This window comes from Kaistia dalseonensis, assembly GCF_030814715.1.
In the GTDB taxonomy this organism is placed as follows: Bacteria; Pseudomonadota; Alphaproteobacteria; order Rhizobiales; family Kaistiaceae; genus Kaistia; species Kaistia dalseonensis.
Window position 1 is genome coordinate 1 of record NZ_JAUSVO010000001.1, and the last position, 20,215, is coordinate 20,215.

Consider the following 20,215-nt stretch of genomic DNA (forward strand, 5'->3'; position numbering starts at 1 on the left):
CAGCCAGCCCTCTCTCCCCGCAGGGGGGAGAGCGGGAGAGGGGGCGGCGGGCCAGATCTCTGTCTTTGATGACCTCCCACCGCCGGAGCGTGGGGACCCCCTCCCTTACCCTCCCCCCTTCGGGGAGAGGGGGGCGGCGACGGCACGGCTTGCGTCTGCGGTCCCGGTTTCCGCCGCCGATGAAGCCCTCAGCCAGCCCTCTCTCCCCGCAGGGGGGAGAGCGGGAGAGGGGGCGGCGGGCCAGATCTCTGTCTTTGATGACCTCCCACCGCCGGAGCGTGGGGGCCCCCTCCCTTACCCTCCCCCCTTCGGGGAGAGGGGGGCGGCGACGGCACGGCTTGCGTCTGCGGTCCCGGTTTCCACCCCTGATGAAGCCCTCAGCCAGCCCTCTCTCCCCGCAGGGGGGAGAGCGGGAGAGGGGTCCTTCGGCCAGGTCTCTGTCTTTGATGACCTCCCGCTGACTGATCGTGGGGGCCCCCTCCCTTACCCTCCCCCCTTCGGGGAGAGGGGGGCGGCGACGGCACGGCTTGCGTCTGCGGGCGCGGTTTCCGCCCCTGATGAAGCCCTCAGCCAGCCCTCTCTCCCCGAAGGGGGGAGAGGGGGAGAGGGGCAGTTTCGGCTCGCGACGTCGCTCGGTGCGCGTACCAGCCGTTCGGCTTCCCTGCTTGTCGCCGCGCCGGAGCTTTTCGCGCGCGAATTCGGCGCGCTCGACCGGCCGGCCAATCCGCTGGTCGGGCCGGCCATCGCCAGGCTTCGAAGGAGAGACCCATGATCGCCGCGCTCGACCTGCAGACGGCCCTGATCGCGCGGCTGCGCACCGATCTCGATCTCGCCGCCCTCGTGGGCGCGCGCATCCATGATGTCGCGCCGCGCGGCACGGCCTTTCCTTATCTGACCCTCGGCGATGCCGGGCAGGCGGATTGGTCGAGCGGCACGGAGGCGGGCGGCGATATCCGCCTTTCCCTACATGTCTGGTCGCGCGCCGCGGGAAAACGCGAGGCCTGGACGATCGCCGGCGTGGTGATGCGCATCCTGCACGACGCGCCGCTGGCGCTCGACACGCATCAACTGGTGCTGCTCCGCGTCACCTATGCCGAGGTCCGCCGCGACCCCGACGGGCTGACGCAGCACGGCGTGGTTCAGCTCGCCGCCCTGGTGGAGGGATGAGCGCGCAGTCCTTCCCAGTCCGGGCGGAGGATCGCCATGATGGTCTCGTCGCGATGGTCGCCATGGAAGAAGGCGCTGCCGCGCGTGATGCCCTCGGTCTGGAAGCCGGCGGCCTCATAGGCGCGGTGGGCGCGGGTGTTCTCGGGGAAATGGCCGAGCGACAGCCGAAAAGCCTGCGTCTCGCCGAAGACCCGGTCGAGCAGCGCGGCGAGGAAGGCCTTGCCATGGCCCCGGCCGGGCTCGGCCATGGCGATGCGCTTGATCAGCGTCACCTGCTCGGGTGAATCCCAGTCGCGCAGCAGCGCGAAGCCGACCGGCGCGCCGTCGAGCTGGCCGATGAAATAGGCATAGCGCGCCTCGGCCATGGCGGCGCGGTGCTGCGCCTCCTCCCAGCGCCCGACCAGCGCCTCGAAACCGGGGCGGCGCTCGGTCGCCATGATGAAGGGGATATCGGCGAGGCCGCCGCGGACGAGATCGAGTGCCGTCATGACGGACCTTCGCGTGAATCGATGATGTTCCACGATAGCGCAGGCCGAGGCCTGCTTCCGACCAGAAAGGAGCGGCCATGACCGCGCAGAAGGGCAAGGATCTCCTGCTCAAGATCGATACCAGCGGCGGCGGGGCGTTTACGACCGTCGCCGGGCTCAGGACGCGGCGCATCGCGCTCAATGCCGAGACGGTCGACATCACCGATACGGATTCCGCCGGCCGCTGGCGCGAACTGCTCGCCGGCGCCGGCGTGCGCCGCGCCAGCATTGCCGGCTCCGGCATCTTTCGCGATCAGGCGAGCGACGCCGCGTTCCGCACCGTCTTCTTCGACGGCACGATCCGCGACTACCAGATGATCGTGCCCGATTTCGGCACACTGTCCGGGCCGTTCCAGATCACCGCGCTCGATTATGCCGGCGAGCATGACGGCGCGCTCACCTATGAGATCGCGCTGGAATCGGCCGGTGCGCTCACCTTTGTGGCGGGGTGAGCCATGGCGAACCGCATCAGGGGCGAGGTCGAGGCCGTTCTCGACGGCCAGAGGCATGTGCTCTGCCTGACGCTCGGCGCGCTGGCCGAGCTGGAGGCGGCGTTCGGCGCGGAGGATCTTTCCGCGCTCGCAGCCCGCTTCGGCGCCGGCAGGCTCGCCGCGCGCGACGCGATCCGCATCATCGGCGCCGGCCTGCGCGGGGCGGGGGCCGATATTGACGACGACGCCGTGGCGGCCATGCGGGCGGAGGGAGGCGCGGCCGGCTTCGCGCGCATCGTCGCCCACCTGCTCACCGCGACCTTCGGCGAGGCCGCATGATGGTGCGCCCGTTCCCCTGGCGCGACGCGATGGCGATCGGCTTCGGCGTGCTCAGGCTGTCGAGCCGCGATTTCTGGGCGCTGACCCCGCGCGAACTCGCCGCCGCGATCGAGGGCCTGTCCGGCCGGACGCACCAGCCGATGGACCGCGCCGCCTTCGAGGACCTGGCGCGGCGGTTTCCGGATTGAGGCGCGAGGCGCGCCCGTATTTCCTTCACGGCCCTGCCACACGAGGTCCGAATGCCCACTCCGATCGACGAACTCTCCGTCACCATTTCGGCCGATACCGCGCCCTTCGAGGCGTCGCTCGATGATCTCGCGCGGCGGGCCGACGGCTTCTCCGCCGCGATCACGCGGGCGTTTCGCAGCGCGGTCACGGGCGGCAAGGATTTCGACGATGTGCTGAAGGGCCTCGCGCTCAGCATCTCGTCCATTGCGCTCAACGCGGCGCTGAAGCCGCTTTCGAGCGGGCTCGGCAGCCTGATCGGCGGCATCGCCACGACGGCCTTCGCCAAGGGCGGCGTGGTGCCGTTCGCCGATGGCGGCGTGGTGGCGAGCCCGACCTATTTTCCGCTCGGCGGCGGGCTCGGACTGATGGGCGAGGCCGGCGCGGAGGCGATCATGCCGCTGAAGCGCGGCGCCGATGGCAGCCTCGGCGTCGCCGCGGGCGGCGGCCGGGCGGTGACCGTCAATGTCGCGATCCAGACACAGGATGTCGCGAGCTTCCGCAGATCCGAAGCCCAGGTCGCGGCGACGCTCGCCCGCGCCGTCGGCCGCGGCCGGCGCGGGCTTTAGGTGGGCCGGACGGGCCCGACGCGCACCGCTTCCTTCTCCCTCTCCCGCTTGCGGGGGAGGGTCGGGGAGGGGGTCCACACGCACGGTCTCTCGGGTTTGTGTCGAACCGCCCCATGTCACGGCGGCAGGCCCCCTCTCCAGCTCTCCCCCGCTTCGCGGGAGAGAGGGCGGATCGCGCGCTTCATGTGGGGCGGTGGCATCGCGGGCCGGGCTTCATTCCGGCCGCAGCCATGTCGGGCTGGGCTGCACACCGGCCGGGCGGGGCGCTCGTTCTTCTCCCTCTCCCGCTTGCGGGGGAGGGTCGGGGAGGGGGGCCACGCGCTCGGTCCGTGGGGGGCTATGTCGAACCGCCCGATGTCACGGCGGCAAGCCCCCTCTCCAGCTCTCCCCCGCTTTGCGGGAGAGAGGGCGGGCCGGCGTCTTGTGCCGGGCGTCCGGGCCAATCGTGCAGATCATGTCGGCCGACGGGCCATGGCGAAACCAGCAAGCAGGCGAGATTTCCATGCCACTCATCCCATCCTTCCACGAAATCCGCTTTCCCACGGCGATCGCGTTCGGGTCGTCCGGCGGGCCGGAGCGGAAGACGGAGATCGTTGCGCTCGGCTCCGGCGCCGAGGTGCGCAATGCGCGCTGGGCGCAATCGCGGCGGCGCTATGAAGCCGGCTATGGCGTGCGCTCGCTCGCCGATATCCATGCCGTGATCGCCTTCTTCGAGGAGCGGCGCGGCCGGCTGTTCGGCTTTCGCTGGCGCGACCGGACGGATGACGCCTCCGGCCCGCCGGGCGCCGAGCCGACGCCGCTCGACCAGCCGATCGGCATAGGAGACGGCGCGACGGCGGCGTTCCAGCTCGCCAAGACCTATGGCGGCGCGCATGCGCCCTATGTGCGCGCCATCGCCAAGCCCGTCGCGGGCTCGGTCCGCGTCGCGGTCGATGGCGTCGAGCAGGTCGAGGGCGCGGCATTCGCCATCGATCCCACGACTGGCCGCGTCACCTTCCTGCCCGGCCACGAGCCGGCGGCGGGTTTGGCGGTCACGGCCGGCTTCCGCTTCGACGTGCCGGTCCGCTTCGATACCGACCAGCTCACCATCAACCTCGCCGCCTTCGAGGCCGGCGAGATCCCGTCGATCCCGATCGTGGAGATCCGCCCGTGAGGACGCTCAGCGAAGGGCTCGCCGCCCATCTCGCCGGCGAGACGACGATGCTCTGCCATTGCTGGCGCGTGACGCGGAAGGACGGCACGGCGCTCGGCTTCACCGATCATGACCGCGACCTCGTCCTCGACGGCACCACGTTCGAGGCGGCGACCGGCTTTGCCGCGAGCGAGGCGACGGCGGAAGCGGGCTTCGCCACGGGCGGCATGGAGGTCGCGGGTGCACTGGTCTCAGACCGGCTCTCCGAGGACGAGCTCGCCGCCGGAACCTATGATCACGCGCGGATCGAGACCTTTCTGGTCAACTGGTCGGATGTCGGCGAAAGGCTGCTGCTGCGCGTCGGCCATGTCGGCGAGGTTGTGCGCGAGGATGGCGCCTTCCGCGTCGAGATCCGGGGCCTGATGGCGGCACTCGACGCGCCGCGCGGGCGGAGCTTTCGCGCCGCCTGCGATGCCGATCTCGGCGATCAGCGCTGCGGCGTCGATCTCGGGCCGTTCACGGTCTCGGCCATAGTGCTCGCGGCCGAGGGTGGACGGCGGATGACCGTCTCGGGCCTCGACGGCTTCGCCGCCGGCTGGTTCGAACGCGGGACGGTCCGCTGGCTCTCCGGCGCCAATGCCGGGCGCGGCGGCGTGGTGAAAACGCATCGCCTGGTCGAGGGCGTCGTGACGGTCGAGTTCTGGACTGCGATGAGCGGCGCGATCGCTGCCGGCGACGCGTTCGAGATCGTCGCCGGCTGCGACAAGCGCTTTGCGACCTGCCGGGAGAAATTCGCCAATACGCTGAATTTCCGTGGGTTTCCCCACATGCCCGGCAATGATTTCAGCCTCGGCTATGCCCGCAGCGGCGGCGACAATGATGGCGGGCCGGTGGTGGTCTGAACGGCCAGTGGCCGGCTCGTCTCCTTCTCGCGCGCGATCACGAACAGAACCGGGATGATCCTCATGCCCTCACGCCAGGCCGTCATCGCCGCCGCGCTCGCATGGCGCGGCACGCCCTATCGCCATCAGGCCTCGCTCATCCATGTCGGCTGCGATTGTCTCGGCCTGGTGCGCGGGGTCTGGCGTGAGCTTTATGGCGGCGAGCCCGAGGCCGTGCCGGGCTATACGCCCGATTGGGCCGAGGCGCGCGGCGCGGAGACGCTGGCCGAGGCGGCCGGGCGGCACATGGCGCCGATCGCGCCAGCCGGGGCGGGGCCGGGCGATCTGCTGCTCTTTCGCTGGCGGGATCATTTGCCGGCGAAACATGCGGCGATCCTGGTCGCGCCCGATCGCTTCATCCACGCCCATGACGGCGCCGCCGTGGCGCTGGCGAGCCTTTCGCCCTGGTGGCGGCGGCGCATCGCCTTTGCCTTCCAATTTCCGGGAGTGACCGACTGATGGCGACCCTCGTTCTCCAGGCGGCCGGCGCCGCGCTCGGCGGCCTGTTCGGGCCGATCGGCGCCACGATCGGTGCTGCCGCCGGCGCGCTCGCCGGCTATGCCGTCGACCAGGCGCTGTTCGGCCAGACGGTCGAGGGCGCGCGGCTCGCGGATCTGAACGTGCAGCGCTCGGAAGAGGGCGCCGCGATCCCGCGCGTCTATGGCCGCGCCCGCCTCTCCGGCCAGGTGATCTGGGCGACGCGCTTCGAGGAGGTCCGCAGCGAGGAGGGCGGCGGCAAGGGCGGGCCCTCGGTCGTCAGCTACAGCTATTTCGCCAATTTCGCGGTGGCGCTCTGCGAGGGGCCGATTGCGCGGATCGGGCGCTGCTGGGCCGATGGCGAGGAGATCGACCTTTCCGACGTCCAGTATCGCCTCTATCTCGGTCACGAAGACCAGCCGGCCGACAGCCTGATCGAGGCCAAGCAGGGTGGCTCGCTGACGCCGGCCTATCGCGGCAGGGCGATGATCGTGTTTGAACGGCTGCCGATCAGCGATTACGGCAACCGCCTGCCGCAGCTCGCCTTCGAGATTTTCCGTCCCGTGGGCGGCATCGAGGCGGATATCCGCGCCTTCGTCATCATCCCCGGTGCCTCGGAATTCGCCTATGACCCGCTGCCCGTGCATGAGAGCGCCGGCGCCGGGCAAAGGCGGACGATCAACCGCCACGTCAATGGCGCGGCGACCGATTGGCAGGCCTCGATCGACGAGATGCAGGCGCTCTGCCCGCGCCTCGAGCGCGCCGCGCTGACTGTGTCGTGGTTCGGCGACGATCTGAGCGCCGGTCATTGCAGCGTGACGCCGCGCGTCGAGGCGCATGGCACCGCGACCAGCCCGACGGAATGGAGTGTTTCGGGTCTTTCCCGCGCCGCCGCCCGCATGGTCAGTCAGATCGATGGTCGCCCGGCCTTTGGCGGCACGCCCTCCGATGCGAGCGTCGTCCGCGCCATCACCGATCTGAAGGCGCGCGGCCTCGGCGTCACCTTCTATCCCTTCCTGATGATGGATATTCCCCCCGACAACGCGCTGACCGATCCCTATGGCTGGGGCCTGCAGCCGGCCTATCCGTGGCGTGGTCGCATCACCGCCTCGATCGCGCCGGGGCTCGCCGGCACGCCCGACAAGACCGGCGCGGTCGATGCCGAGATCGCCGCCTTTGTCGGCACGGCGGCGCGGACGGATTTCGTCGTCTCCGGCGGCGCGGTGCATTATTTCGGGCCCCTCGAATGGTCCTATCGGCGCATGGTGCTGCATGCCGCCCATCTCTGTGTCGCGGCCGGCGGCGTCGAAGCCTTCCTGATCGGCTCGGAACTGCGCGGCCTCACCACTTTGCGCTCGGCCGGCGGAACCTATCCCTTCGTCGCGGCCCTGAAGGCGCTCGCGGCCGATTGCCGAGCGATCCTCGGGCCTGCGACCAAGATCAGCTATGCCGCCGACTGGAGCGAATATTTCGGCCATCAGCCCGCCGATGGCAGCGGCGACGTGCATTTCCATCTCGATCCGCTCTGGAGCGATGCCGCGATCGACGCGGTCGCCATCGACAGCTATGTGCCGCTCTCCGACTGGCGCGACGGCGATACGCATCGGGATGCCGCGATCGGCGAAAGCGGCCATGACGCGGCCTATCTCGGCGCCAATATCGCGGCCGGCGAGGGGTTCGACTGGTATTATGCGAGCGATGCCGACCGACTTGCGCAGCTGCGTTCGCCGATCAGCGACGGTGCACACGGCAAGCCCTGGGTATTCCGCTACAAGGATCTGAAATCCTGGTGGAGCGAGCCGCATTTCGACCGGCCGGGCGGCGTCGAAAGCGCGACGGCCACGGGCTGGGTGCCCGAAGGCAAGCCGGTCTGGTTCACCGAGATCGGCTGTCCGGCGATCGACAAGGGCGCCAACGAGCCCAATGTCTTCCCCGATCCCAAGGTCGGCGGCGCGCGGCTGCCGCATTATTCGAATGGCGGCCGCGACGCGCTGATGCAGGAGCGTTTCCTGACGGCCGTGCTCGGCTATTGGGACGATCCGGCGCATAATCCGCTCTCCCCGCTCTATGGCGGGCGGATGGTCGATACGGCGCGCACCCATGTCTGGTCCTGGGATGCGCGGCCCTATCCGGCCTTTCCCCATCGCGACGATCTCTGGTCGGATGGCGGCAACTGGCAGACGGGCCATTGGCTGAACGGCCGCCTCTCCGCCGTGCCGGTGATCCGTCTCGTGGAGCGCATCCTGCGTGATCATGGCATCGACAATATTGCGGTGCACGATCTCGACGGCATGGTCGACGGCTTCGTCATCGGCCGTACCGGCTCGGCCCGCGACGCGCTCGCCGAACTCGCCGATGCGCTCGGCTTCCTCGTCGCGGAATCAGGCGATCGCATCCGCTTCGTGCGGCGCGGCCTGCCGAAGGCGGTGATCGGCACCGACGATCTCGCCGAGGATGGCGCGCGGCCGCTCGTCACTATCCGCCGCGCGCAGGAGACGGAGCTGCCGGGCGAGTTCGCTTTCGGCTTCATCGACGGGCTTTCGGATTATCGAACCCGCGAGGTCGCCTCGCGCCGGCTCGAAACGGCGAGCCGACGGCAGGCGCGCCTCTCCAGCGCGATCGTAACCGATGACGGCATCGCGACGACGCTGGCCGATGGCCGGCTGCAGGATCTCTGGGACGGTCGCGAGACCTATTCCTTCGCGCTCACCGGCCATCGGCTCGATATCGAGGCGGCCGACATCATCCGCCTCGACCGCCCGGGCGGCAGCGTGAAGCTGCTCGTGACGCGGATCGAGGATGAACTGGTGCGGCGGATCGAGGCGCGGACGATCGATCCCGCGACCTCGTCGGCGCCGGCCGCCGCTGGCACGGGCCAGCCGCCGGACTGGGTCGGCGATCCCGGCCCGCCCGATATGGTGGTGATGGACTTGCCCACGCTCTCCGGCGCCGAAAGCGGCGCGGCGGCGCGGATCGCGCTCTTCGCCGAGCCATGGAACGGGCCGCTCGGGCTCTCGATCGGCTCGGCCGGTGCGGGCTTTTCGCTGCGGCAGTCGGTGGCGCGGGCGGCGACGATGGGCATGATCGCAGCCTCCGTTCCGCCGGGGCCGATCGCGCGCTTCGACGAGGCGACGGTGATCGAGGTGACGCTGCCGGCCGGTTCGCTGGCGTCGCTGCCCATCGAATCGGTGCTGAATGGTGGCAACATCGCCGCGATCGGCAGCGAGGCGGCGGGTTTCGAGCTGATCCAGTATCGCCGCGCCGAACTGGTCGGGAGCCGGCTCTGGCGGCTTTCCGGCCTGCTGCGCGGGCAGGGCGGCACGAGCGACCGGGCGGCCATGGGGCATGCCGCCGGCGCGCGCTTTATGAAGATCGACGCGGCGACGCCGCTGATCGATCTCGACCCGTCGGAGATCGGGCTTACCCGCACGCTGCGCGCCGGTCCGCTCGCCATCGCCTTCGATCCCGACCGCTTCGCCGAGCGCGATATCGTGGTGGCGGGACGGGCGCTCATCTGCCTGCCGCCGGTGCATCTGAAGGGCGTGCGCGATGCGGCCGGGGCGGTGGCGCTCTCCTGGATCCGCCAGACGCGGATCGGCGGCGATGGCTGGGATCAGGTCGAGGTGCCGCTCGGCGAAGCGAGCGAGGCCTATCGGGTCGAGCTCCTCGAGGGCACGACGCTGCGCGCGACCTACACCGTCGAAAGCCCGGCGCTCGGCCTGTCGGCCTCAACGCTCGCGGCGGTGCTGAGTGCCCCCGGCGCAACCTTCATCGCCCGCGTCGCGCAAATGAGCGCCACGGCCGGGCCCGGCCTTGCAACGGAGATCACGATCCATGGCTGACCTCGAGACGCCGCATCTGGCGCTGCCCTTCCTGGCGGCGGCGCAGGCGCAGAAGCATGTGACGCATAATGAAGCGCTGAAGCGGCTGGACGGCATCGTGCAGCTCGCGGTCGAGGCGCGCGGCGCCACCACGCCGCCCGGCGCGCCCGCCGAGGGCGCCCGCTATCTGCTCGGCACCACGCCGACGGGCGCCTGGGCGGGCGCGGGCGGCCAGCTCGCGGTCTTCAATGACGGCGCCTGGTGGTTCGCGACGCCCGAGACGGGTTGGCTCGCCTATGACCGGGCGATCAACCAACTCGTCGTGCTGAAGCCGGCCGGCTGGACCGTAGTCTAGCCGCAGGCTCGCCCTGCGGGCCGATTTCCCGAAACATTCCAACGCGGAGCAACAGACATGGTCGATCCCTTTGCCGGGGCGGCGTCGGGCCAGACGGGGCCGGCGACACGCCATTTCGCCATCACGCCCTCGGATACGGTCGATTTGCCGATCCGCCCGCGCGCGCTCGTCTTCCAGACGGCCGGCATTGCCGTGCTGCGCGACGAGACCGGCGCCGATATTGCTTATACCCGCTATGCTGGCGACGTCCTGCCCCTGCGGGCGGTGCGCGTGCTGGCGACGGGGACGACGGCGACGCTCATCGGATGGGTTTGATGGAAACGGCGGCGATCAAGATTGCGGGAGACGGGCAGGCCGTGCGGCGGATCACGCCGCCGGACGGATTTCCGTTTCCGTTTTCGACCTATCCGCTGGCGATCACCCGGCGCGGCGGCCGGTTCGCGACCGATTTCGACCCGGAATCGCGCGCGGGCGCAGCCCTTGCCGGGCCGGCCTATTATGTCGACATCGCGACCGGCAACGACGCCAATGCCGGCACGAGCGCCGGTGCTCCGCTCAGGTCGATCCACAAGGCGACGCAACTCGGCAATGCGGGTGGCGTGCCGTTCCAGGTCCGCGTGAAGAGCGGCACCTATCCGCGCGCCAATAATTTCACCAATAACGGCACCATGGTGATCCCGACGCAGCCCGTGGCCTATCTCGCCGAGGGCGGCCGGGTCACCTCATGGTCCGGCAATGATCTGGTCTGGCCGGCCACGCCCGACCCGACCTATCCGAACTGCTATGTCGCCGCGCGCGGCAATGTCACCTTCGTGCTCGACCTTCTCGCCAACACGGCCGACGGCGACCGGGACGAGTTGAGGAAGGTCGCCGATCCGGCGGCCTGCCATGCGACGGCGGGGAGTTGGGTGGTGGTCGGTTCCAGCCTCTATGTGCATCGCGCCGACGGACTCGCGCCCACCAACGCCAATACGCGCGTGCTCCTCGTGGTCGACAGCTTCGCGCTCGATGGTACGGCCAAGTCGGTCTATCTGCGCGGCTTCGATTTCGAGGGCGGTTCGAATGGCGGCGTCTTCGTTCATGATGCGGCGACGCGCGACCTGATCTTCGTCGATTGCTCGGCGAAATATGCGGGCGGGCCGTCCAATCCCTTTGACGGCTTCCGCATTCTCGACACGACCGGCCTCGTCGCCTTCATCCGCTGCACGGCCGCCGCAGCCGCCAAGGACGGCTTCAACCTGCATTGGTCGCTCGGCGGGACGCCGGCTTTGTTCCATCTCTCGGTCGATTGCATCGGGCGCAATAATGGCCGCTATAGCGGTGCATCGAACAATGGACTGACGGGCCATGACGGCCTTGTCGGCATCGATATTGGCGGGCTCTATTTCGGCAATTTCGGCCCGAACGTCGTCTCGATCGGCGCCTCGCGGCTCTGGTGCGTCGGCACCCGCGCGCGCGACAGCCATAGCGACGTCTCGCTCGGCGGAATCGGACCGTCCTGCGATTTCAACACGCAGGACACGACCATATTCTGGCTGGAGAGCACGGCGTCATCCGGCTCGACGCTGACGCTGGTCGCGGACGGCCAGTCGACCATCCGCACGCGCCATCACGCATCGGGGCCCGGACAGGGTTATCAGGTCGGCGTGAGCGCTTCGATCCTGAGCTTCTGAGGCTCAGAAAAAGATGAGCCCGCCGTCGGGGGGTCGGCGGGCTCTCCGGTCACTAACCGGATCGAGACGCCGGGGCGCCTCGAAAGACCAACCCGCTCGCCCGCAATTGGTTCCGTGTCCCTTCGGGATCACACAGCGAGGGCGCCGCCGACCAGCATGGCGAAGGAGCCGACCGTATCCAGCATCGCAAACACGCCGACATCCGTTTCGGGCGGCAGGTGGTGACGGGCGGCCTCCACACCGGTCTCGGTGAGGATCAACGCCATGATCAGGAACAGGGCCCGCCAGCCATTGCGGACGGAGTGGCCCGACAGGATGCCGCCAATCGCGGCTACGATGACTGCTTTCAACATGAAGCGCCTCTCACTGCCCCCCGGCACGATCACGCTGCACCGCGATATCGGCGAAGCCGTGGCGAAATCATGGTCACGGGCGAACGACTTCAACATCGATCGAAGGAGGCCGGAATGGCACGGACGAGTGCGGCCGGGCTGAGACAGCTCGTGGCTGAAGAAGGCGAGGTGCTGCGCGCCTATCGCGATATTGCGGGCGTCTGGACGATCGGCGTCGGGCTGACCCGCGCCTCGGGCGTGGTGGTGCCCGTGGCCGGCATGGTGATCAGCCGCGAGGAAAGCGCACGGCTGCTGGCGCTGGCGCTTCAGAAAAACTACGAGCCCGCAGTCGACGAGGCGATGCCCGGCGCGAGCGCGGCGGCCTTTGACGGCGGCATGTCGTTTCACTTCAACACCGGCGCGATCGCGCGGGCGGGCTGGGTCGAGGCCTGGCGGCGCGGCGATGGGGCGGCGGTACGCAGCCGCCTGATGGCGTGGAGCAAGGCCGGTGGACGAACGGTCGAGGGGCTCCGCCGGCGCCGGGAGCGCGAGGCGGACCTGATCGTCAACGGCCATTATGCGGCCGATGCGGCGCCGGCCGCGCTGGCCCATGGTCAGACGGGCGAAGCCGTCCGCGCCCTGCAGCAGGATCTGATCCGGCTCGGCCTGCTGGAGGGCGCTGCCGACGGCGTCTTCGGGGCTGCGACCGAGGCGGCGGTGCGTCGGTTCCAGCGCGCTCATCCGGATCTGACGGTCGATGGTCTCGCCGGCCGCGCGACGCGGGCCGCCATCGCGCGGGCGCTCGCCGCCCGCAACCGGCTCGCCACCATCGCGCTCGGCGGTGCCGTGGCGGGCGCGGCGCCGGTCGTGGCCGAAGGGATGCTGCAGCCTTCGGCAGGTCTGCCCGATCCGGTGCCTGCCGGTCCGGTGCTCGCAAGCCCGCTCCTCGTTCTGGCGCTCGTCGCAGGCGCCGTGGCGCTGGTCGCGCTCGCGATCACGGGCTGGCGCTATCGCGACGATCTCCGCTCCCTGTTCAACGCAAGAAGGAAGGACTGACCATGGCGAAGCTGAATGCCCTCGATATCCTGCTCGGCGCCGTATCCGGCGCTGTCGACCGCGTCGCCGATCGCAACGATAATCCGCTGACGGCGCAGGCGGCGCCGGAGGTGGCCAAGGCGATCGTCGCCGAGGTGACGCGCGATCCGGCCGTGCTGCATGCGGTCAATGGCGAACCCTGGTACGCCTCGCGCGTGACATGGGGCGCGATCATCGCGGCCTTCGCGCCGCTGCTCGGCCTCCTGCTCGGCCATGCCGTGGATGCCGGCGAGCAGGCGGCGATCGGCGAGATCGCCACGGCCGCCGGCACGCTGATCGGCGCGGGGCTGGCGCTTTATGGCCGCTGGGTCGCCAGGGCGCCGCTCGGCTCCGCGTAACCGGTCTCGCGATCACCTGCCGTAGCGATTGTCTCGCGCGCGCCGACGCGATACCCATTCAGTCGGCGTTCATTCGGGGATGGCTAAGACGGGGGCATGTCGAAGCACTTCACCACGATCCTGTCGCTCGCAACCGCCCTGGTCCTCGCCGGACTGGGCGGCATCGACACGGCACGGGCGCAGGGCTGCCTCTCGCAGGGCGAGGCGCGGCAGGCGGTCCAGAGTGGTGAAGCCGTTTCATTGAGCCAGATTCGCGGCGGGATTCCGGGAGAGGTCGTTTCGGCCCAGCTCTGCCGGGCCGGCGGCGGTCTCGTCTATGTCGTGAGCGTGCTCGGCCATGATGGCGGCGTAAAGCGCCTTCAGGTCGATGCGCGAAGCGGCGCCATTTCCGGGAATTAACTCATGCGCATTCTGGTCGTCGAAGACGATCCCGATCTCAACCGTCAGCTTTCCGATGCCCTGAAATCGGCCGGCTATGTCGTCGATTCGGCCAAGGACGGCGAGGAAGGCCATTTTCTCGGCGATACCGAGCCCTACGATGCCGTCGTGCTCGATATCGGCCTGCCGCGCATGGACGGCATCAGCGTGCTGGAGGCCTGGCGCCGCGACGGCCGCAAGATGCCGGTGCTCATCCTCACCGCGCGCGACCGCTGGAGCGACAAGGTGCAGGGCATCGACGCCGGCGCCGACGATTATGTCGCCAAGCCCTTCCACATCGAGGAGGTCCTGGCGCGCATTCGTGCGCTCGTGCGCCGCGCGGCGGGCCACGCCACCAACGAGATCGAATGTGGCCCCGTCCGCATCGACACCAAATCGGGCCGCGTCACCGTCGACGGCAATCCGGTCAAGCTGACATCGCATGAATACAAGGTGCTCGAATATCTGATGCACCACCGCGACCGCGTCGTGTCGCGGACGGAGCTGATCGAGCATCTCTACGACCAGGATTTCGACCGCGATTCCAACACGATCGAGGTCTTTGTCGGCCGCCTGCGCAAGAAGGTCTCGCCCGATATCATCGATACGGTGCGCGGCCTCGGCTACCGGATCGTCACGCCGGGCGGGAGCTGATGCGTTTCAATTCGCTCGCCTTCCGCCTGATCGCCGGTGCGTCGGCCTGGGCGGCCGTCGCCCTTCTGGTGGCGGGCGTGATCCTGACCTCGCTCTATCGCGACACGGTCGAGCGCGCCTTCGACGAGCGCCTCAACGTCTATCTGAAGACGCTGGTCGGCAATCTCGCCGCGCAGACCCCCGGCCAGCTCGGCGACCCCGGCAATCTCGGCGAACAGCGCTTCGAGCTGATCTATTCGGGCTGGTACTGGCAGGTGCGTCAGGCGGGTGGGCCGGTGCTGCTCGCCTCGCGCTCGCTCGCGACCGATACGCTCGATCTCGCCAGCGCGACCAAGCACACCACCGTCGACGGCATGATATCGGCCGCCATGACCGGCCCGGACGGCCAGCAGCTGCGCGTGCTCCAGCGCACCATCACCTTCGACGCCGATCACCGCTATGACGTGCTGATCGCCGGCAATGTCAGCGATCTCGAAAAGGAGATCCGCGCTTTCCAGGCCACTGTGGCGCTGACATTGGCGATCTTCGGCATCGGCCTCGTCGCGGCGACGGCGTTTCAGATCCGCTGGGGCCTGCGCCCGCTCGACCAGTTGCGCCACGGCCTCGCCGAGCTTCGGAGCGGCCGCGAACAACGCTTCGAGGGGCCGCTGCCGGCCGAATTGCAGCCGCTCGTCGCCGAATTGAACGCGCTGATGGATTCGAACCAGGAAATCATCGAGCGCTCGCGCACCCATGTCGGCAATCTCGCCCACGCATTGAAGACCCCGCTCAGCGTCATCACCAACGAGGCGCGCTCGGGCCGGGGGCCGCTCGCCGACAAGGTGGGCGAGCAGGCCGAGATCATGCGCACGCAGATCAACCATCATCTCGACCGCGCCCGCATCGCCGCCCGGTCGAAGGTGATCGGCGCGATTACCGAGGTCGAGCCCGTGCTGGCCCGACTCGCCCGCGCGATGCGGCGCATCCATGGCGACCGCGATCTCGAGATCGATCTGGCCATGCCGCCCGATATACGCTTCCGTGGCGAGCAGCAGGATCTGGAGGAGATGGTCGGCAATCTCGTCGACAATGCCTGCAAATGGGCGAAGAGCGCGGTGCGGATCGAGGTCATCGCGGGCGCCGGCCCGGATGGCGCCTTCACGATCCTGATCGACGATGACGGTCCCGGCCTGACGGAAGACGAGATGAAGGAGGCGACGCGGCGCGGCAAGCGGCTCGACGAGAGCAAGCCGGGCTCGGGCCTCGGCCTCTCGATCGTGACGGAACTCGCCGGGCTCTATGGCGGCGCGCTCACCATGGCCCGCGCCCCGCTCGGAGGCTTGCGGGCGGAGCTTCGCCTGCCGATGGTCTGATATGCGTACAGGGCGCTTGAAACGGCCGGTGGAATCGCGAAGACCTCTGTTTCGGTCATTCGTGGCGGCAAATCATGCGTCGGGCAGGGCGCAACCCAATTTCCGCCACTGTGTTGTTGCATCGCGCAATTATGTTGAGCCCTCGGATACCGAGGCCAAAAATCGAGAGGTACCATGCGGTTCGCTAGCTTCGTCGTTATCGGGATCACCGGTCTTGCCCTGGCGGGCTGCCAGACGCCGACCAATCAGCAGATGGGCATTGTCGGTGGCTCGGCCGTCGGCGCTCTGGTCGGCAACCAGTTCGGCTCGGGCTCGGGCAAGGTCGCGGCGACGATCGCCGGCGGCCTCGTCGGCGGCCTGATCGGCAATGCGATCGGTGTGAGCATGGACGCCCAGTCGCAGCAGCGCGCCCAGGCCGCGGAATTCCAGGCACTCGAATATGGCCGCCCCGGCGCGCCGGTCGACTGGTCGTCGCAGGGCAATCGCGGCGAGGTCACGCCCGGCCCGCGCTACCGCGTGAATTCCTACGAATGCCGTGACTACACCCACGAGATCTGGATCGACGGCCGGCCGCAGACGGCTCGTGGCACGGCGTGCCGCCAGCCCGACGGCACCTGGCGTCCGGTCAACTGATCGCCTTCCGCGACAGAATGCGGGATGCCAAGGCTTTCCCGAACCGCTAGAACCGGCTCGGGAAACAATTGATGCTGTTCTGGATCGCCTTGGCCGCCCTGACCGCGGCCGCCTCGCTCGCCGTGCTCGTTCCTCTGGGCAGGCCGGCGCGCGAGCATGCCGCGGGCAGCGAGGCTGCCTCGATCTATCGCGACCAGCTCGACGAGCTGGCGCGTGATCGCGAGCGCGGCATCATCGGGCCGGCGGAAGCCGAGGCGGCGCGGGTCGAGATCGCGCGGCGCCTGCTGAAGAGCGACGCCGATGCCGGGAAAGCCTCCGTCGCAACGCGGCGTGGGCGCGTCATCGCCATCGGCGCGGCGATCATCGGCCTTCCCCTCATCGCCATTGGAACATACCTCGCCGTCGGGTCGCCCCTCCTGGTCGATCAGCCGATCGCCAGTCGCGCCGGCCAGTCGCCGCAGGACGAGGTCCAGGATCTCGTGCGCCGGGTCGAGGAGCACCTAGCCGCCGAGCCGGAGGACGGCAGGGGCTGGGAGGTGATCGGCCCGATCTACATGCGCCTCGGCCGTTTCGACGATGCGGCGCGGGCCTTCGACAATTCCCGCCGCCTTCTGGGCCAGACCGCCGACCGTGACGCGCTCTATGGCGAGGCGCTGACGCGGGCGCATGGCGACATGGTGACGGCCGATGCGCGCGCCGCCTTCGAGCGAGCGCTGGCGCAGGACCCGGCCAATATCCGCGCGCGGTTTTATGTCGCGATGGCGCTCGGCCAGTCGGGCGACAAGGAGAAGGCGATCGTCGCCTGGAACGCCTTGATCGCCGCCGCGCCGGCCGATGCCGCCTGGCTGCCGACGGCGCGTGCGCAATTGGCGACGCTGCAAGGCCAGCCTGTTCCCGCCGCGCCACCAGCAGCAGCGGCCGCGCCCGGTCCGACGGCGGCCGATGTGGCGGCGAGCGCCAGCCAGACCCCGGAACAGCGCCAGCAGATGATCGAGGGCATGGTCGCCGGCCTCGCGGCACGACTCGACCAGGCGCCGGATGATGCGGAGGGCTGGGCGCGGCTTTTCCGCGCCTATATTGTGCTGGGCCGGCCGCAGGATGCGGCGAGCGCGCTTTCGCGTGCCCGCACCGCGCTGGCCGACAAGCCGGCGCTTCTGGCGGCGGTCGAAAGTGCAGCGCGTGAGAACGGGATCACCAGCAATTGACCGATCGAGCTCGACCCGCCGATGACGCCCGGCCGCAGCTGACGGCCTTTTGGTCATGACGCGCAAGCAGCGCCGCCTCACCCTGATCGGACTGGCAGGCCTCGTTCTGGCGAGCGCCGTCGGCCTCATTCTCTATGCGCTCTCCGACGGCATCGCCTTCTTCGCGACCCCCTCCGAGATCGCCGCCAATCCGCCATCCCCCGATCGCAGGCTTCGCCTCGGCGGCCTCGTCGAGACGGGCAGTCTTGCCAAGGAGGATGGCGGCGTGGTCCGCTTCGCCGTGACGGATGGCAAGGCGGCGGTTCCGATCCATTATGTCGGCATCCTGCCGGACCTCTTCCGCGAAGGGCAGGGCGTCGTGGCCGAGGGCACGGTGAGTCCCGCCGGCGTGTTCGAGGCCGATACGATCCTCGCCAAGCATGACGAGACCTACATGCCGAAGGAAGTGGTCGAGGCGCTGAAGAAGAGCGGCGAGTGGCGCCCGGAGGCGTCGGCCGAAGGCCCGGCACCCAAGGCCGTGACACGATGAGGGCGGTGGCACGATGATCGTCGAACTCGGACATTACGCGCTGGTGCTGGCCCTGGCGCTGGCGATCGCCGGCGGAACTTTGCCCTTCTATGGCGCGCTCAGGGGCGACGAGCGGTTGATGGCGATCGCGCCCTCGACGACGATCATGCAGTTCGTCTTTGTCGCCTTCTCCTTCGCCGCGCTGACCCACGCCTATCTGGTCTCGGATTTCTCTGTCCTCAACGTGGTCGAGAACTCCCATTCGCTGAAGCCGCTCCTCTACAAGATCACCGGCGTCTGGGGGAACCATGAGGGCTCGATGCTCCTCTGGGTGCTGATCCTGGCGCTGTTCGGCGCGCTGGTGGCGCTGTTCGGCAACAATCTGCCGCTCAAGCTGAAGGCGCTGGTCCTCTCGGTGCAGGCCTGGATCGGCGTCGCCTTCCTCACCTTCATCCTCGCGACCTCCAACCCGTTCATCCGCCTGCTGAACCCGCCGGTTGAGGGCAACGACCTCAATCCGGTGCTGCAGGATATCGGCCTCGCGGTCCATCCGCCGCTGCTCTATCTGGGCTATGTCGGCTGCTCGATCTCGTTCGCCTTCGCCATCGCAGCGCTGATCGACGGGCGCATCGACGCCGCATGGGCGCGCTGGGTGCGGCCCTGGACGCTGACGGCCTGGCTGTTCCTGACGCTCGGCATCGCGATGGGCTCCTACTGGGCCTATTACGAGCTCGGCTGGGGCGGCTGGTGGTTCTGGGATCCGGTCGAGAATGCGAGCTTCATGCCCTGGCTCGCCGCGACCGCGCTGCTCCATTCGGCGATCGTCATGGAGAAGCGCGAGGCGCTGAAGATCTGGACGATCCTGCTCGCGATCCTGACCTTCTCGCTCTCGCTGCTCGGCACCTTCCTGGTGCGCTCGGGCGTGCTGACCTCGGTCCATGCCTTTGCGACCGATCCGACGCGCGGCATCTTCATCCTCTGCATATTGTGCCTCTTCATCGGTGGCGGCCTCGCGCTCTTCGCGCTCCGCGCCGGGACGCTGTCGCAAGGGGGGCTCTTCGCGCCGATCAGCCGTGAGGGCGCGCTCGTCTTCAACAATCTGATGCTGACGGCCGCCTGCGCGACCGTGCTGGTCGGCACGCTCTATCCGCTCGCGCTCGAGGCGCTGACCGGCGAGAAGATCTCCGTCGGCGCGCCGTTCTTCAACATGACCTTCGGCCCGCTGATGGTGCCGCTCCTGATCGCGGTGCCGTTCGGGCCGTTCCTCGCCTGGAAGCGCGGCGACATCATCGCGGTCGGCGAGCGGCTGCTCTTCGCCTTCGGCGCGGCCGTGCTGGTGGTGGTGATCGGCCTCGCGCTCATGGGCTTCTCGGCCGCCATGTCGCTGCTGGGCCTTGCGCTCGCCGTCTGGCTGATGGTCGGCGCGGCATCGGAAATCGCGTTCCGCATCAAGCTCTTCCGCGCCCCGCTCATGGAGAGCTGGCGGCGCGGCGTCGGCCTGCCGCGTTCGGCCTGGGGCACGGCGGTGGCGCATTTCGGGCTCGGCGTAACGCTGCTGGGCATCATCGCCTCGACGGCCTGGAACACCGAGATCATCACGACCATGAAGCCCGGTGACACGGTGACGATCGGGTCGCGCACGCTCACCATGGATGGCTTCCTGCCGGTCTCCGGTGGCACCTATCGCGGCACGGCTGTGCGCTTCACGCTGCGCCAGGGCGGCGCGGTCGTCACGACGCTCGAACCGGAAAAGCGCCTCTACACCGTCCAGAACACGCCCACCACGGAAGCCTCGATCAAGACCTTCGGCTTCTCGCAGCTCTATGTTTCGCTCGGCGATATCGGCGCGGATGGTGCCACCACGGTTCGCATCTACTGGAAGACGCTGATCACGCTGATCTGGCTCGGCGCCATGGTCATGGCCGGCGGCGCCGCGCTCTCGCTCTCGGATCGCCGCCTGCGCGTCGGGGCGCCGAAGCCCGCCCGCCGCGCCGCGCCCGCCACCGCCGTGCCGGCGGAGTAGC

23 protein-coding genes are annotated in these 20,215 nt (G+C 69.2%); 21 read left to right on the forward strand and 2 right to left on the reverse strand.

Going from position 1 to position 20,215, the window contains the following annotated elements; genetic code table 11:
• Window positions 1-768: 768 nt before the first annotated feature.
• Complete coding sequence (locus QO014_RS00005) at window positions 769-1,167, forward strand: DUF3168 domain-containing protein (RefSeq protein WP_266346607.1); 399 nt, start codon at window positions 769-771, stop codon at window positions 1,165-1,167.
• On the opposite strand, the gene QO014_RS00010 is transcribed toward QO014_RS00005, so the two are convergent.
• Window positions 1,140-1,655 (reverse strand): GNAT family N-acetyltransferase, encoded by a 516-nt coding sequence (locus QO014_RS00010; protein ID WP_266346608.1) that lies wholly within the window; start codon window positions 1,653-1,655, stop codon window positions 1,140-1,142. The two genes, QO014_RS00005 and QO014_RS00010, sit on opposite strands and share 28 nt — an antisense overlap.
• A 77-nt stretch (window positions 1,656-1,732) precedes the next feature.
• Here QO014_RS00010 and QO014_RS00015 point away from each other — a divergent pair, with 77 nt between their 5' ends.
• From QO014_RS00015 to QO014_RS00065, 11 genes are all read left to right on the forward strand, one after another.
• Entirely contained in the window at window positions 1,733-2,146 is a 414-nt protein-coding gene (locus QO014_RS00015) for a phage major tail protein, TP901-1 family (protein ID WP_266346609.1), read from the forward strand.
• 3 nt (window positions 2,147-2,149) lie between these two features.
• Window positions 2,150-2,464, forward strand: coding sequence for a gene transfer agent family protein (locus QO014_RS00020; RefSeq protein ID WP_266346610.1), 315 nt, complete (start codon window positions 2,150-2,152; stop codon window positions 2,462-2,464).
• On the forward strand, window positions 2,461-2,652 hold the full coding sequence (locus QO014_RS00025; RefSeq protein WP_370877043.1) for a rcc01693 family protein: 192 nt from the start codon (window positions 2,461-2,463) through the stop codon (window positions 2,650-2,652). The genes QO014_RS00020 and QO014_RS00025 overlap by 4 nt, the downstream gene beginning before the upstream one ends.
• A gap of 51 nt (window positions 2,653-2,703) precedes the next feature.
• Window positions 2,704-3,258: a phage tail tape measure protein gene (locus QO014_RS00030; RefSeq protein WP_266346611.1), complete on the forward strand. Its 555-nt coding sequence runs from the start codon at window positions 2,704-2,706 to the stop codon at window positions 3,256-3,258.
• 502 nt (window positions 3,259-3,760) lie between these two features.
• The gene (locus QO014_RS00035) at window positions 3,761-4,411 is read left to right on the forward strand and encodes a DUF2460 domain-containing protein (protein ID WP_266346612.1); all 651 of its coding nucleotides are present in this window, start codon (window positions 3,761-3,763) and stop codon (window positions 4,409-4,411) included.
• A complete protein-coding gene (locus QO014_RS00040; protein WP_266346613.1) occupies window positions 4,408-5,292 on the forward strand; it encodes a phage/gene transfer agent baseplate hub protein in 885 nt (294 codons plus the stop codon). Before QO014_RS00035 ends, QO014_RS00040 begins: the two co-directional genes overlap by 4 nt.
• A gap of 54 nt (window positions 5,293-5,346) precedes the next feature.
• Window positions 5,347-5,790, forward strand: a complete 444-nt coding sequence (locus QO014_RS00045; RefSeq protein ID WP_266346614.1) for an NlpC/P60 family protein — start codon at window positions 5,347-5,349, stop codon at window positions 5,788-5,790.
• Complete coding sequence (locus QO014_RS00050) at window positions 5,790-9,650, forward strand: baseplate multidomain protein megatron (RefSeq protein ID WP_266346615.1); 3,861 nt, start codon at window positions 5,790-5,792, stop codon at window positions 9,648-9,650. Before QO014_RS00045 ends, QO014_RS00050 begins: the two co-directional genes overlap by 1 nt.
• The gene (locus tag QO014_RS00055) at window positions 9,643-9,984 is read left to right on the forward strand and encodes a DUF2793 domain-containing protein (RefSeq protein ID WP_266346616.1); all 342 of its coding nucleotides are present in this window, start codon (window positions 9,643-9,645) and stop codon (window positions 9,982-9,984) included. The genes QO014_RS00050 and QO014_RS00055 overlap by 8 nt, the downstream gene beginning before the upstream one ends.
• A gap of 57 nt (window positions 9,985-10,041) precedes the next feature.
• Entirely contained in the window at window positions 10,042-10,299 is a 258-nt protein-coding gene (locus QO014_RS00060) for a spike base protein, RCAP_Rcc01079 family (RefSeq protein ID WP_266346617.1), read from the forward strand.
• Window positions 10,299-11,657 (forward strand): hypothetical protein, encoded by a 1,359-nt coding sequence (locus QO014_RS00065; protein ID WP_266346618.1) that lies wholly within the window; start codon window positions 10,299-10,301, stop codon window positions 11,655-11,657. The genes QO014_RS00060 and QO014_RS00065 overlap by 1 nt, the downstream gene beginning before the upstream one ends.
• A gap of 128 nt (window positions 11,658-11,785) precedes the next feature.
• Here the strand turns inward: QO014_RS00065 and QO014_RS00070 are convergent, their stop codons facing one another.
• Window positions 11,786-12,010, reverse strand: a complete 225-nt coding sequence (locus tag QO014_RS00070; protein ID WP_266346619.1) for a hypothetical protein — start codon at window positions 12,008-12,010, stop codon at window positions 11,786-11,788.
• A gap of 114 nt (window positions 12,011-12,124) precedes the next feature.
• Between QO014_RS00070 and QO014_RS00075 the strand changes: the two genes are divergently transcribed.
• The 9 genes from QO014_RS00075 to QO014_RS00115 all read left to right on the forward strand — a co-directional run bounded on the left by QO014_RS00075 (window position 12,125) and on the right by QO014_RS00115 (window position 20,214).
• Window positions 12,125-13,045 carry a glycoside hydrolase family protein gene (locus QO014_RS00075; RefSeq protein ID WP_266346620.1) on the forward strand — a complete coding sequence of 307 codons (921 nt, stop codon included), beginning with the start codon at window positions 12,125-12,127 and terminating at the stop codon, window positions 13,043-13,045.
• A 2-nt stretch (window positions 13,046-13,047) separates the two neighbouring features.
• Window positions 13,048-13,422: a hypothetical protein gene (locus tag QO014_RS00080; RefSeq protein ID WP_266346621.1), complete on the forward strand. Its 375-nt coding sequence runs from the start codon at window positions 13,048-13,050 to the stop codon at window positions 13,420-13,422.
• 96 nt (window positions 13,423-13,518) lie between these two features.
• Entirely contained in the window at window positions 13,519-13,821 is a 303-nt protein-coding gene (locus QO014_RS00085) for a PepSY domain-containing protein (RefSeq protein ID WP_266346622.1), read from the forward strand.
• 3 nt (window positions 13,822-13,824) lie between these two features.
• Window positions 13,825-14,493 (forward strand): response regulator transcription factor, encoded by a 669-nt coding sequence (locus QO014_RS00090; protein ID WP_266346623.1) that lies wholly within the window; start codon window positions 13,825-13,827, stop codon window positions 14,491-14,493.
• Window positions 14,493-15,845 (forward strand): ATP-binding protein, encoded by a 1,353-nt coding sequence (locus tag QO014_RS00095; protein WP_266346624.1) that lies wholly within the window; start codon window positions 14,493-14,495, stop codon window positions 15,843-15,845. The genes QO014_RS00090 and QO014_RS00095 overlap by 1 nt, the downstream gene beginning before the upstream one ends.
• 174 nt (window positions 15,846-16,019) lie before the next feature.
• The gene (locus QO014_RS00100; RefSeq protein ID WP_266346625.1) at window positions 16,020-16,478 is read left to right on the forward strand and encodes an RT0821/Lpp0805 family surface protein; all 459 of its coding nucleotides are present in this window, start codon (window positions 16,020-16,022) and stop codon (window positions 16,476-16,478) included.
• 71 nt (window positions 16,479-16,549) lie between these two features.
• Window positions 16,550-17,683 carry a c-type cytochrome biogenesis protein CcmI gene (gene ccmI / locus QO014_RS00105; RefSeq protein WP_266346626.1) on the forward strand — a complete coding sequence of 378 codons (1,134 nt, stop codon included), beginning with the start codon at window positions 16,550-16,552 and terminating at the stop codon, window positions 17,681-17,683.
• Between the two features lie 55 nt (window positions 17,684-17,738).
• Window positions 17,739-18,212: a cytochrome c maturation protein CcmE gene (gene ccmE / locus QO014_RS00110; protein WP_266346627.1), complete on the forward strand. Its 474-nt coding sequence runs from the start codon at window positions 17,739-17,741 to the stop codon at window positions 18,210-18,212.
• Window positions 18,213-18,225: 13 nt separating this feature from the next.
• Complete coding sequence (locus QO014_RS00115) at window positions 18,226-20,214, forward strand: heme lyase CcmF/NrfE family subunit (RefSeq protein ID WP_266346628.1); 1,989 nt, start codon at window positions 18,226-18,228, stop codon at window positions 20,212-20,214.
• The last annotated feature ends 1 nt before the right edge of the window (window position 20,215 follow it).

Bases quoted from the DNA above. Each gene is read 5' to 3' on its own strand.
- QO014_RS00005 (WP_266346607.1), top strand. From the start codon at position 769: ATGATCGCCGCGCTCGACCTGCAGACGGCCCTGATCGCGCGGCTGCGC.
- QO014_RS00010 (WP_266346608.1), bottom strand. From the start codon at position 1,655: ATGACGGCACTCGATCTCGTCCGCGGCGGCCTCGCCGATATCCCCTTC.
- QO014_RS00015 (WP_266346609.1), top strand. From the start codon at position 1,733: ATGACCGCGCAGAAGGGCAAGGATCTCCTGCTCAAGATCGATACCAGC.
- QO014_RS00020 (WP_266346610.1), top strand. From the start codon at position 2,150: ATGGCGAACCGCATCAGGGGCGAGGTCGAGGCCGTTCTCGACGGCCAG.
- QO014_RS00025 (WP_370877043.1), top strand. From the start codon at position 2,461: ATGATGGTGCGCCCGTTCCCCTGGCGCGACGCGATGGCGATCGGCTTC.
- QO014_RS00030 (WP_266346611.1), top strand. From the start codon at position 2,704: ATGCCCACTCCGATCGACGAACTCTCCGTCACCATTTCGGCCGATACC.
- QO014_RS00035 (WP_266346612.1), top strand. From the start codon at position 3,761: ATGCCACTCATCCCATCCTTCCACGAAATCCGCTTTCCCACGGCGATC.
- QO014_RS00045 (WP_266346614.1), top strand. From the start codon at position 5,347: ATGATCCTCATGCCCTCACGCCAGGCCGTCATCGCCGCCGCGCTCGCA.
- QO014_RS00050 (WP_266346615.1), top strand. From the start codon at position 5,790: ATGGCGACCCTCGTTCTCCAGGCGGCCGGCGCCGCGCTCGGCGGCCTG.
- QO014_RS00055 (WP_266346616.1), top strand. From the start codon at position 9,643: ATGGCTGACCTCGAGACGCCGCATCTGGCGCTGCCCTTCCTGGCGGCG.
- QO014_RS00060 (WP_266346617.1), top strand. From the start codon at position 10,042: ATGGTCGATCCCTTTGCCGGGGCGGCGTCGGGCCAGACGGGGCCGGCG.
- QO014_RS00065 (WP_266346618.1), top strand. From the start codon at position 10,299: ATGGAAACGGCGGCGATCAAGATTGCGGGAGACGGGCAGGCCGTGCGG.
- QO014_RS00070 (WP_266346619.1), bottom strand. From the start codon at position 12,010: ATGTTGAAAGCAGTCATCGTAGCCGCGATTGGCGGCATCCTGTCGGGC.
- QO014_RS00075 (WP_266346620.1), top strand. From the start codon at position 12,125: ATGGCACGGACGAGTGCGGCCGGGCTGAGACAGCTCGTGGCTGAAGAA.
- QO014_RS00080 (WP_266346621.1), top strand. From the start codon at position 13,048: ATGGCGAAGCTGAATGCCCTCGATATCCTGCTCGGCGCCGTATCCGGC.
- QO014_RS00085 (WP_266346622.1), top strand. From the start codon at position 13,519: ATGTCGAAGCACTTCACCACGATCCTGTCGCTCGCAACCGCCCTGGTC.
- QO014_RS00090 (WP_266346623.1), top strand. From the start codon at position 13,825: ATGCGCATTCTGGTCGTCGAAGACGATCCCGATCTCAACCGTCAGCTT.
- QO014_RS00095 (WP_266346624.1), top strand. From the start codon at position 14,493: ATGCGTTTCAATTCGCTCGCCTTCCGCCTGATCGCCGGTGCGTCGGCC.
- QO014_RS00100 (WP_266346625.1), top strand. From the start codon at position 16,020: ATGCGGTTCGCTAGCTTCGTCGTTATCGGGATCACCGGTCTTGCCCTG.
- ccmI (WP_266346626.1), top strand. From the start codon at position 16,550: ATGCTGTTCTGGATCGCCTTGGCCGCCCTGACCGCGGCCGCCTCGCTC.
- ccmE (WP_266346627.1), top strand. From the start codon at position 17,739: ATGACGCGCAAGCAGCGCCGCCTCACCCTGATCGGACTGGCAGGCCTC.
- QO014_RS00115 (WP_266346628.1), top strand. From the start codon at position 18,226: ATGATCGTCGAACTCGGACATTACGCGCTGGTGCTGGCCCTGGCGCTG.